This window comes from Pseudomonas sp. MS646 (assembly GCF_036693845.1).
Taxonomy (GTDB): domain Bacteria; phylum Pseudomonadota; class Gammaproteobacteria; order Pseudomonadales; family Pseudomonadaceae; genus Aquipseudomonas; species Aquipseudomonas chlororaphis_E.
Genome location: NZ_CP144763.1, coordinates 2396290 through 2407399, shown reverse-complemented (window position 1 = coordinate 2407399; position 11110 = coordinate 2396290). Strand labels below are relative to the sequence as shown.

9 protein-coding genes are annotated in these 11110 nt (G+C 63.7%); 2 read left to right on the top strand and 7 right to left on the bottom strand.

The annotated features are described in order from the left end of the window. Window positions 1–60 precede the first annotated feature (60 nt). Window positions 61–1239, top strand: coding sequence for an MFS transporter (locus V3H56_RS10795; protein ID WP_042728848.1), 1179 nt, complete (start codon window positions 61–63; stop codon window positions 1237–1239). Between the two features lie 84 nt (window positions 1240–1323). On the opposite strand, the gene V3H56_RS10790 is transcribed toward V3H56_RS10795, so the two are convergent. Then, complete coding sequence (locus V3H56_RS10790; protein ID WP_338474578.1) at window positions 1324–4365, bottom strand: FAD-binding and (Fe-S)-binding domain-containing protein; 3042 nt, start codon at window positions 4363–4365, stop codon at window positions 1324–1326. A gap of 146 nt (window positions 4366–4511) precedes the next feature. On the opposite strand from V3H56_RS10790, the gene V3H56_RS10785 reads away from it, so the two are divergent. Continuing rightward, on the top strand, window positions 4512–5396 hold the full coding sequence (locus V3H56_RS10785) for a LysR substrate-binding domain-containing protein (RefSeq protein WP_338474577.1): 885 nt from the start codon (window positions 4512–4514) through the stop codon (window positions 5394–5396). An 18-nt stretch (window positions 5397–5414) separates the two neighbouring features. Here V3H56_RS10785 and V3H56_RS10780 read toward each other — a convergent pair whose 3' ends face one another. The 6 genes from V3H56_RS10780 to V3H56_RS10755 are packed head-to-tail and all read right to left on the bottom strand — an operon-like array spanning window position 5415 to window position 10412. Then, entirely contained in the window at window positions 5415–6305 is an 891-nt protein-coding gene (locus V3H56_RS10780) for an alpha/beta fold hydrolase (RefSeq protein WP_338474576.1), read from the bottom strand. Beyond that, complete coding sequence (locus V3H56_RS10775) at window positions 6292–7200, bottom strand: EamA family transporter (RefSeq protein ID WP_338474575.1); 909 nt, start codon at window positions 7198–7200, stop codon at window positions 6292–6294. The genes V3H56_RS10780 and V3H56_RS10775 overlap by 14 nt, the downstream gene beginning before the upstream one ends. Window positions 7201–7205: 5 nt before the next feature. Continuing rightward, window positions 7206–7817: a flavodoxin family protein gene (locus tag V3H56_RS10770; protein WP_042728853.1), complete on the bottom strand. Its 612-nt coding sequence runs from the start codon at window positions 7815–7817 to the stop codon at window positions 7206–7208. A 3-nt stretch (window positions 7818–7820) separates the two neighbouring features. Next, window positions 7821–8504 carry an iron-containing redox enzyme family protein gene (locus V3H56_RS10765; RefSeq protein WP_047735562.1) on the bottom strand — a complete coding sequence of 228 codons (684 nt, stop codon included), beginning with the start codon at window positions 8502–8504 and terminating at the stop codon, window positions 7821–7823. 1 nt (window position 8505) lies between these two features. Then, the gene (locus V3H56_RS10760) at window positions 8506–9051 is read right to left on the bottom strand and encodes a hypothetical protein (protein WP_042728855.1); all 546 of its coding nucleotides are present in this window, start codon (window positions 9049–9051) and stop codon (window positions 8506–8508) included. A gap of 8 nt (window positions 9052–9059) precedes the next feature. Beyond that, the gene (locus V3H56_RS10755; protein WP_123578834.1) at window positions 9060–10412 is read right to left on the bottom strand and encodes a phenylacetate--CoA ligase family protein; all 1353 of its coding nucleotides are present in this window, start codon (window positions 10410–10412) and stop codon (window positions 9060–9062) included. Window positions 10413–11110 lie beyond the last annotated feature (698 nt).

The window sequence follows — 11110 nt, the reverse complement described above, 5'->3', positions numbered from 1 at the left end:
GGGCAACGATACGGTTACCCTCGCCCACCACCGAACCTGAATAAGGACATTTGCCTCACCGTGGCCACTTACTCCCTCGTCATTCGCCGGCTGATGATTTGCTCGCTGACCATCGTCGTCAGCCGCGCCATCACCAGCCCGCTGCTCACGCTGTTCCTGAGCACCAAGCTCGGCCTCGACCAACAGGACGTCGGCCTGCTGCTGGGCATCGCGGTGTTCATCGCCACCTTGCTGGCGCTCTACGGCGGCTACATCATCGACCGGCTGGAGAAGCGCCGGCTGCTGATTCTGGCCATGCTCTCCAGCGGCATCGGTTTCGTCCTCCTGACCTTCGCCAACAACCTCTACCTGACCACTGCCACCCTGGTGGTCACGGAAACCGCCTCGGCGCTGTTCCTGATCGGCTCGAAGGCGATCCTCAGCGAGCACCTGCCGATGGGCCAGCGGGCCAAGGCGTTTTCGCTGCGCTACACCTTGACCAACATTGGCTACGCCACGGGCCCGATGCTCGGCGTGGTGATCGCCGGGGTGTACCCGACGGCGCCCTTCCTGATCGCCGGCGGTATCGCGTTTCTCAGTATTTTGCTGATGAGTGGCATCGCCAAGGACGCCGTGCAGGTGCCCGCCATCGGCCAACCCCAGAGCTTCCTCAGAACCCTGACGACACTGAAAAACGACCGCACCTTGATCATGTTCACCTGCGGCTGCCTGTTCAGCACCGTGGTCCACGGGCGCTTCACGTTGTACCTGTCGCAATACCTATTGGTGACCCACGACGCCAAGCGCGCCCTGGAAACCATGGCGGCCCTGCTCGCCTGCAACGCCATCAGCGTGATCCTGCTGCAGTACCAGATCGGCCGGTTCCTCAAGCGCGAGCAATTGCGCCACTGGATCGCCGCCGGCACCAGCCTGTTCATCCTCGGCCTGATCGGTTTCAGCCTGGCCGATAGCTGGGTGAGTTGGTGCGTGGCGATGTTCATCTTCACCCTCGGCGAAATGATCATCTACCCGGCGGAATTCCTGTTCGTCGACACCCTGGCCCCGGAAGCGCTGCGCGGCAGCTACTACGGCGCGCAGAACCTCGCGGCGCTCGGCGGCGCCTTGAGCCCGGTGATCTGCGGCTTCCTGTTGATGCACACCCCGGCGCCGACCATGTTCTACGCCCTCTGCGCCTTGACCGCGCTGGGCGGGACGTTGTGCTACCTGGCCGGTCGGCGGGTGGCGATCATGAGTCAATAGGAGCGCTGCCACCGGTAGGAACGAGCCTGCGGGCGAAAGCGCAGGCCCAGCCAGAGAATAGATCCCCGGCTGAGCCCACCGGACTCAGCCAGCCTTCTGCGCCTGCCCGGCCAACACCTGCTCCAAGACCACCTCCAGCGGGTGACGCAGCTGCTTGTCCGCCAGGCGCTTCACCTGGCTGCGGCAGGAATAGCCCGTGGCCAAGGCTTCGTCTTCCTTGTCCAGCTTATCGGCCCAGGACTGCTCGAAAATGGTTCGCGAGCTGTCCTGGTTGCGAACCTCATGCCCGTAGGTGCCGGACATGCCGCAGCAGCCGGTCGCCTCGGTCACCAGCTTGAGCCCCAACTGGGCGAACACGGTCTGCCATTGGGCCGTGCTGGCGGGCGCGTTGGTCTTTTCCGTGCAGTGTGCGAGCAAGCGGAACGTGCGCGCCACGGGCGCCGTCTGCGGCGCCACCGCATCGACGAGCCACTCCTGGGGCAGCAAGACCTTCGGGCACGCGTCGAGCCCCGGCACCTTCTGGTATTCCTGGCGATAGACCAGGGTCATGGCCGGGTCGAGGCCCACCAGGGGCACCGCGCAGTCGGCAAGGGCCTGGAGCTGGGTGGCGTTGCGGATCGCCGCCTGGTTGAAGGCACCGAGGAACCCCTGCACGTGCAACGGCTTGCCATTGGCGCTGTAGGGTGCAAGGAAAACCCGGTAGCCCAAGCGGTGAGCCAGCTCGATGAAGGCCGCCAGCAGCGGTGTTTCGAAGTAGCGGGTGAAGGCGTCCTGCACCAGCACCACGCTTCGCTCACGTTGTGCGGCGCTCAACTCACGCAGGGCGGGCACGCTGGCGACGGCGACCTTGCAGCGGGTCAAGGTGGCCTGGAGGTTGTAGCGACTGATCAGCGGACTGTCGACCATGCCGACCTGGCGCGCGAGCAGCCGGCTCAGCCATTTGGAGCCCATTACCGCGTTGTACAGACCCGGTGCGTAAGCCATGTAGGGGATGGTGAATTCCAGCGAGCCGATGAGGTAGTCGCGCAGCGGCCGTTGGTAGCGGCCATGGTAGAGCTGCAGGAAACGCGAGCGGAACTCCGGCACGTTGACCTTGACCGGGCACTGCCCCGCGCAGGATTTGCAGGCCAGGCAGCCGGCCATGGCGTCGTAGACTTCATGGGAGAAATCCGCCTCGCCCTGTGACCGCGCACGGTTGTTGCGCAACCGCGTCGGCAAGCCTTTGAGCCAGGACGCTCCGTCACGTGCCGCCTCCAGTACATCGACATTGGCCGCGCCTTGCAGGCGCAACCACTCGCGCATCAACGACGCCCGGCCCTTGGGCGAGTGCTGGCGTTCGCGGGTGGCTTTCCACGACGGGCACATGGCGTCGTCGGGGTCGAAGTTGTAGCAGGCGCCGTTGCCATTGCAGTGCATGGCGGTGCCGTAGCTTTGCCACACGCGCTCGTCGATTTGCCGATCCAGTTCACCGCGCAGGGTCACTTCGTTGACCTTGAGCAGGCCTTCGCTGGCGTCCGGCGGCGTGCAGATCTTGCCGGGGTTGAACTGGTTGTGAGGGTCGAATGCGCCCTTGAGCGATTGCAACGCCGGGTACAGTTCGCCAAAGAACGCCGGCACGTATTCCGAGCGCAGGCCCTTGCCATGCTCACCCCACAGCAAGCCACCGTAGCGTTGGGTGAGTGCGGCCACGGCATCGGAAATCGGCTTGACCAGCGCAGCCTGGGCCGGGTCCTTCATGTCCAGGGCCGGGCGTACGTGCAGCACCCCGGCGTCGACGTGGCCGAACATGCCGTAGCTCAAGCCGTGGCTGTCAAGCAATGCACGGAACTCGGCGATGTAGTCGGCGAGCCGCTCCGGCGGGACCGCCGTGTCCTCCACGAACGGTTGCGGGCGAACTTCACCCTCGACGTTGCCCAGCAAGCCCACCGAGCGCTTGCGCATGGCATAGACGCGGTTCACCGCCGCGGCGCCTTCGGCCAGCGTATGGCCCAGGCGCTCGATGGTCTTGTCGCTTTGCAGGTGCTCCACGAACGCCGCCACGCGAGCATTCACCTGGGCGGCGTCGTCGCCGCTGAATTCCACCAGGTTGATGCCCAGGGTCGGGCGCTCGGCGTCTGCCGGAAAGTATTCGGCGACGCTGTGCCAGACGATGTCCTTCATCGCCAGCATCAGCACCCGCGAATCCACGGTTTCGATCGACAGCGGCTCGTGGGCCAGCAACGCATTGGCATCGCGCAGGGCGTCCATGAAGCTGCCGTAGCGCACGTTCACCAGCACCGAATAGTGGGGAATCGGCAGCACGTTGAGCTTGGCCTCGACCACGAAACCCAGCGAGCCTTCGGCGCCGCACAGCACGCTGTTGAGGTTGAAACGCCCCTGCTCATCGCGCAGATGCGCCAGGTCGTAACCGGTCAGGCAACGGTTGAGCTTGGGGAACACCGACTCGATCAAGTCGGCCTGGGTGTCGTGGATCTGCCGCGCGGTGCGGTACACCTCGCCGATGCGCCCGGGCTCGGCGCAGGCCTGCGTCAGCTCGGCGTCGGACAGCGGCTGGCTGTGCAGGCGCTCACCGCCGAGCAGCACACTGTGCAGTTCCAGCACATGATCGCGGGTCTTGCCGTAGGTGCAACTGCCCTGGCCGCTGGCATCGGTGTTGATCATGCCGCCCACGGTGGCGCGGTTGGAGGTGGACAGCTCCGGGGCGAAGAACAACCCATGGGGCTTGAGCGCAGCGTTGAGCTGGTCCTTGACCACGCCCGCTTGCACCCGCACCCAGCGCTCGGCCACGTTGATCTCAAGGATGGTGTTCATGTGCCGCGACAGGTCGACCACGAGGCCGTCGGTGAGGGACTGGCCGTTGGTGCCAGTGCCTCCCCCTCGTGGCGTCAGTTTGATCTGGCGAAAGCGCGGTTCGGCCATCAGCCGGGCAATGCGCGCGACGTCATCGGCGTCCAGGGGAAAGACCGCGGCTTGCGGCAGGCGCTGGTAGATCGAGTTGTCGGTCGCCAGCACGGTACGGGTGGCGTAGTCGGCACTCAGGTGGCCACGAAAGCCGCTGGCGCGCAGGGCCTCGAGAAATTCCGGGTAATGGGCCGCAGGGGCAACGGCCGGCAATTGGGCGATCATTTAATGGCCTCTCAAGGGTCTCATCAGGTCATACTTGTCGCCGGCGCATGAATCGGTCAGGCTCGGACCGGCATTTTAGCCAATGTTCCCTTAGGCTCTGCGGCCAGACAAACGGATAATCCTGCCGCTATCGATGACTTTTACGAATGAATTATCGCCACCTCACACCGTCCATGTCGCTGCTGCTGGCATTTGAAGCCGCGGCCCGGCATGAAAGCTATACCCGCGCCGCCGTGGAGCTGTCGCTGACCCAAAGCGCCGTCAGCCGGCAGGTGCAGGCCCTGGAAGAACAATTGGGGCTGACGCTGTTTCGTCGTGAAGGCCGGCAGGTCCGGCTGACCGACGTCGGACGCCTGTACCAGCGGGAAATGAGTGAGGCGCTCGGGCGCATCCGTAGCGCGACGTTGCAGGCGATGGCGTATCAGTCCGGCAGTGGCACCTTGCGCCTGGCGACATTGCCGACGTTCGGTTCGAAGTGGCTGCTGCCGCGGCTGCATGCGTTCTACAAGACCCACCCCGGCATCCTGGTGCACATCAACTCCCGGATCGATGCCATCGACTTCGACACCAGCGACATCGATGCCGCCATCGTCGTCGGCCATGCCGACATGCCCGGCCTGATCAGCCATCGCCTGCACGCCGAAGAACTGACCGTGGTCATTTCCGCGCAAGCGGCCAGGGCCCATGAGACGTGGACCCCACAGCGGATCAGCGAACAGATGCTGCTCAACGTGGCGAACAACCCCACCGTCTGGGGCGACTGGTTCAGCCATTACAACCTGCCCCACCGCATGATGCGCCTGGGCCCCAGCTTCGAACTCACCTCTCACCTGATCCAGGCGGTGAAGGCGGACATCGGCATCGGCCTGGTACCGCGCATCCTGGTGGCCGATGAGCTGGCCAACGCCGAACTGATCAGCCTTGACCTGCCGGTCGCCAGCCGCCGCAGCTATTACCTGACCTACCCGCCCCGCAACGAAATGCTGCCGTCGCTGCGGGCGTTCCGTAGCTGGTTGCTGGAGCAGATCTGATGCCCAGGCGCGCCGACGTCAGCGTGCAGGCCCGGGGGTCGAGATGAAGCCGGTGATGGCCGTGACGACCTCGGCGCCCCGCTCAAGGTAGGGCACATGCCCCGAGTCTTCGATCAACTGGCCGCGGGCATCGGGTAATTGCTCGAGCAGGTGATCCAGTGTCGCGGGAAGGAACACCTGGTCATGCTGCCCCCAGATCACCAACGTTCTCGAAACGATTTGCGGAAGCCGATCGAGCAGCACATCCAAGCCTTCGCGGCGAAAGTCCTCGACCACTCGCTGTACCGCCGCGAACCTCGCCCTGCCGCTGGCGGCCATGGCCTGCGCCAGGCGCCCGCCTACCCGGGGCGGCTGGCGAAACAACAAGCGCCAAAACTGGCGCATTTCCTCGACCGTGCGATAACCAAAGACGCTGCCCTGCCCTTGCAGGCCTGCTTGCAACACCGGGCCGAGCGCGTTCGGGCCCAGTCCCGCCGGCGCCAGCAAGACCAGGTGACTGACCCGCTGGGGATGCCTGGCGGCGTACAGGCCGGCCACGCAACCGCCCAGGGAGCTGCCGACCAGCACGAAGGGGCCTTCGATGACCTTATCCAACAGGCCCTCAAGTGCTGCCAGCAAGGCCTGCGGCCCGTAACCCGCGGACGGCGCGTACAAGGACTGGCCATGGCCCGGCAGATCGACGAAGAGACACGGGTGACGGCGCGCCATGCCCAGGATCGCAGGCCCCCACTGATCCTTGCTGGCGCCCAGGCCGTGCAGGATGACCAGGGTCGGGCCTGTCCGCTCGCCGGTGCTTTGCAGGTACGCCAGGCGTCCCTGCTCACTCGTGTGCCAGCGCAGCTTCAGGCCGAACTGCCAGCGGTGGACCAGGCGCAAGGTGCCGAGCAACAGCCGATCAACGCTGTTCATCCGCCACCTCTTGCCGCTTGCGCCCCGCGAGCCTGGAAAAAAGCCGTTGCGCCACGCGCAGTTGGCACAGCGCCACGCCCGACAGCGTCAATGCGGCACCGATCACCAGGCGCTGGCTGATCCCTTCTGCGAGCAGGATCTGGCTGACGGCGATCGCGAACAACGGCACCAGGAGCAGGTACGGGCTCAATTGCTGCATCGAATTGCGCCCCAGCAACCAGAACCACAGGCCGAACCCCAGCAGGCCGCCACTGAGCGCCGTATACACGACCGCCCACCAGGCCTGGGCGCTGGCCGCCTGGACACTTGCCCATTGCCCGCCTTCCTGGATGAACGACCAGAGCAGCAGTTGCGGTGCGGCAATCACAGCGGTCCAGGCACTCAACGCCAGCGGGTCCAACGGCCCGAGGCGCTTGGTCAACACCGACCCGAGCGCGAAGGCCAGGGCCGCCAGCGCCACCAGCAGCATGCCCACGACACTCCCGCTCGCCGACGGTTTGGCCAGCAGCACCAGCACCCCGGCGAACGCCAGCACGATGCCCACCAGCACCTGCACCTTGAGCACTTCGCCCAACAACGCGAACGCCAGGATCAGGGTAAAGGGGGCCGCCAACTGGTAGATGATCGCCGAGGTCGAGGCATTTACCCGGGCGATGCCGCAATACAGCAAGCCAAAGTGCAAGGTGCCGGTGATCGTCGCGACCAGCGCCACGGTCCCGAATTGTTCGCGCTTGAGACGCTTGAGCAACGGCAGGAGAAACAGCGCCATGATCGCGTAGCGCATGGCGACCATGAGGATCGGTGGCAACTCGGCGCCGCCGATCTTCACGGCGGTGACCTGCGCGCCCCAGAGCAGCGCGACCAGCAGCGCCAGCAATGAATCTTTCAATGGCATGACGGTTATCCCTTCTGAAACTGAATGGGGCGCAGGATGCGTTCCGGCTTGGCCGGCACGAGCCCCGTGGGGTGAAGTCGACGGTGGTGCTCGCAGAGCCGGTCCAGCGTCTCGCACAAGGCCTGCTCCGCTTCGGGGTCGTGGGCCAGTTGTGTCTGGAAGCACGGTGGAAAGCCCGAGCCCACCAGGATCATTTTGTTGAGCAGCACGTTCAACGCGACCTGGGAGAAAACGGCCGTGTGCCCATAGCGCCGGCCGACGACCGCAATCGCCGCGAGCTTGTCGCGCAAGGGCCGCTGGCGTGGCCGCAGGAAGCCGTAGCCGACCCGCTCCAGGAACGCCTGGAAGCGACTGTTGGTACCGTAGGCGTGCATGACGGGGAGGTAGAGCACCGCATCGGCGCGATCCAGCCGCGCCACCAACTGCCCGACGTCGTCCTGCACCGCGCAGTCCTGTTCCGAGCAGGCGTTATCGGCGTCGCAGTAGTCGATCCGGTAGTCCTTGAGCCAGATCGCATCGACCTCGACCTCCTCGCCCAAGTGGCGGCGCACCAGCGCCACCACCCGTGCACTGACCCCACAAGGTCGGCTGGAACCGACAATGATGGTCAGGTTCATGATTCAGGACGCCTCCCGCAGCCCTTCTTCACTCACCAGGTAAGCGCGTAACGCCTCCTCCATCAGTTGCCCGGTCAGCCACAACGTGACACGCGCCACTTCCTTGATCTGGCGGCGATGCTCTTCGGTCTTCACCGCTCGTTGCATGGCCACGCGCACTTCCTCGGCATGCTTCTCATCAATGGTCGAGTGAGCGACGAAGAAGGTCATCTGCTCGTCCTTCAGGCCCAGGTCGGCGCGGAACCGTTCCAGGATCGGCTGGATGTGCTCGTAGACGTCCTCGGCCCAGTAGCTGTAGCCCAGCCGCGCAATCGGACCCTTGCGGATCGCCACGTCGTTGAGGAACGCGATCAGCGCCTGGGTCGGCGCCAGGGGCGCCGGCATTTCCTGCGGCAGCAGCCCGACCGATTCGAGGTCGCGCAGCACCATGCGCTCGTGGCCCAGCTCTTCCAGGGCGTGCTTGTAGACGAAACGCAGCAGGGTCGTTTCTTCCGGATCGGCGCTGAAGGCACACGCGGCCTGGTTGACCGAGTTGTAGCGGGTGTAGTGGTACACCTGCAGCATCAACTGCTGATAGAGCGCGGGCGATGTCGGGTTTTCCTGACTGAATTTCCAGTAGGCGCCCTGCTTGATCTGGGCCCAGCCCGCGTCGACGATGGCGTCGAGTTCCTTGAAGAATGCTTGCATTTCAAATGGCTCCTTTAACGGTGTGGTAAACATTTTCGAGTTCCAGGTACACGAGGCTGTAGCGCCGCTCGACCTGCTCTCCGGTCCAGGTCACGTCATCCACCAGCACGCGCCCGCCCAGGCCGACATACAGCGCGGCCAACGGGCCGCGGCACAGTGCCGAGATGAACCGCAGATGGGTGTTGGCCCTCAGCCAGATGGCCGCTTGCAAGAGAAACAGGCGCAGGTGCCGTCCCCCGCGATAGCGCTCATCCAGCACCAGGCGATTGGCATCGAAGGCATCGGTCGATTGCTGGAAATAGGCGTGCACGTTGACGGCCCGCTCGACGAAACTCAGGCCATGGCCCAGGGGCGTGACGCGCAGGGTCCCAACCACTTCGTCGTTGTCCAGGTAGACCAGGTGATAGGACAAGGCGTCGCGCAACTGCTCTCGTCGCTCGAAGTCATCCTCCCTGGCCGGGTTGGTCCCCAGGTAACGATTGCGCAGTTGCCGGACAGACTCGAACAGCTCATTGGCGTGGTCGATCACGCGAACAGACAGGCTCATCGCTGACCTCACTGGCCTTGACGCTGATCGACGATGCGCGCTTCTTTCCAGCTGAACCAACTGCCGAGGTTCACGTGATCGGCCAGGTCGCTCACCACCATGACCGTGGCCTCGACCCCCAGCCGTTCGCGCAGGCGTTCCTTGATCAGCAGCACCAGGCGGCCCCGGTCGCCCTCGAAGAAGCGCGACATTTCCAGCTTGGCGATGACGGTATCGCGATCATTGGCGCGACTGAGGACGATCTGGTAGCCAAGGCACTGCTCGACGCCTTCAAGCAGCGCCTGCTCGATCTGCGCGGCCGAGAAGGCACGATCATTCAGTTGCACCGCGTCCTTCACCCGGCCGACCACCTTGACGGTCTGGCGCATCGATTGCGGGTAGCCGGGCCGCGACTGGATCGAGACCAGGTCTCCGGTGCGGTAGCGAACCAAAGGCTTGCTGCCGGGAATCAACATGGTCACGCACAGCTCGCCATCGCCGGTGCTGCCCAGGCTTTGCCCGGACTTGGGGTCGAGCACTTCGATGATGTAGTTGAGGCGATGGGGAACCAGTTGGTCGTTGGCGTTGCAGGCCGCGATGATCATCGCTTCCTGGGAGCCATACAGGCTGTTGTAGGCCTGCGCGCCCCACAGGCTGTAGAGGTTGTTCTTCAACGCCGGCGTGCACAGTTCGCCGCTCATCATGAAGGCACGCAAGGCGAAATCCTCGCGCGGATTGAAGCCCTGGCGCTCGGCTTCCTTCGCCATGGCCAGCAACAACCCCGGCGCAGATGCGAGCACGCCGATGCGCAGGTCCTTGAGCAACTGCAGGGACTTGGCCCAGCCGATCACCGGCGAGTGCGGCCAGATCTTGGCATTGCACAGGTCAAGCTGGGTGCAGACATCGCCCAGGGTGTCACCGAAGGAATGGACCTCGGTCGGGCCCATGATGCCGACGACCGTCTTCTCCCCCGGAAAATGCTTTTCGATCACGGCCTGGTAGGCCATGGCCAGTTGGCGATTGCTCGCGTAGCTTTCCTTGCGGTCCCGTGGGCATGGCGTGGCAGGCCCGGTGGTGCCCGTGGTCTCGTAGTAGAAGATGCTGTCTTCGAGGGGGCCGGACAAGATGTCGAAACCGGCCTCGCGCAGGTCATCCTTGGTGGTGAAAGGCACGCTGGCAAGGTCATCCAGAGTCAGCGAACGCTCGTCGACCTGGGCGAGGTGCCTGGAGTAAAACGGCGAGGAACGCTTCACATGGCCGATCACTTCCCGCAACTGTTCCTGGTGCCATGCCGCCAGCGCGGCGTCGCTGAGGACGTCGGTCCAATAGGCCTGGTGGATCGGATCGTACCGTTTCTTGAATGTCTCTAGATGCTCTTTCATGTCAGCCGCTCAGGGTTGATGGGTTACTGGAACTCAACGGCCGCTACGTTAGTGACTGAAGTTACAAATACCCAGCTGAGCGATTACACAGTTGTGCGCACACGCGTTTCTTGTTATGAGCACGCGCGTTTACATAATGGACAGGGACAGCGTTTGCGCTGATCAACATTAAGCAATGAATGAAAGATGAATATCCGTCCCGGTTTACGGTTGACAGCCCAGGGGGGCACTGGTAATTTCGCCGCACTGCCGTTTATTTCCCGCAGTGCCTAGCCAAGACTGGGATGTCTAAAATGTACTATCACCTTTCTGCTATCAGTTCCTCCCACAGCTGCCCCGACAGCTGTTCCCGGGCCATTCTGGCCATCTTCAAAAGCAATATCTGGCGTCGCTAATCCAGCGAAGACCAGCGCCTGTCTGCTGCCTGCCAGCAACATCCTGACTCTTCATCCTTGAACTCGAAGGCGTTCGCGCCTTGTGCCCTGCACGTTGACTGGCCGCAATCCGTGGCCGGCCTGGTATTGCGCGCGGCATAAACAGCGTTCGTCCCGAACATTCAGGATATTCGTCCATTCCTATTTAAAGTGTTTACGCACTTTATATTTCCGTGGCGCTCTTTTAATGGAGTGCCTGAATCGCTGCACCTCGAAAATGGTATTAACCGTGAACAGAAAATTAATTGACGTCAAAGTAACTCG

Excerpts from the sequence above, each read along its gene's own strand:
- V3H56_RS10790 (WP_338474578.1), bottom strand. The coding sequence starts at position 4,365 with ATGATCGCCCAATTGCCGGCCGTTGCCCCTGCGGCCCATTACCCGGAA.
- V3H56_RS10785 (WP_338474577.1), top strand. The coding sequence starts at position 4,512 with ATGAATTATCGCCACCTCACACCGTCCATGTCGCTGCTGCTGGCATTT.
- V3H56_RS10780 (WP_338474576.1), bottom strand. The coding sequence starts at position 6,305 with ATGAACAGCGTTGATCGGCTGTTGCTCGGCACCTTGCGCCTGGTCCAC.
- V3H56_RS10775 (WP_338474575.1), bottom strand. The coding sequence starts at position 7,200 with ATGCCATTGAAAGATTCATTGCTGGCGCTGCTGGTCGCGCTGCTCTGG.
- V3H56_RS10770 (WP_042728853.1), bottom strand. The coding sequence starts at position 7,817 with ATGAACCTGACCATCATTGTCGGTTCCAGCCGACCTTGTGGGGTCAGT.
- V3H56_RS10765 (WP_047735562.1), bottom strand. The coding sequence starts at position 8,504 with ATGCAAGCATTCTTCAAGGAACTCGACGCCATCGTCGACGCGGGCTGG.
- V3H56_RS10760 (WP_042728855.1), bottom strand. The coding sequence starts at position 9,051 with ATGAGCCTGTCTGTTCGCGTGATCGACCACGCCAATGAGCTGTTCGAG.
- V3H56_RS10755 (WP_123578834.1), bottom strand. The coding sequence starts at position 10,412 with ATGAAAGAGCATCTAGAGACATTCAAGAAACGGTACGATCCGATCCAC.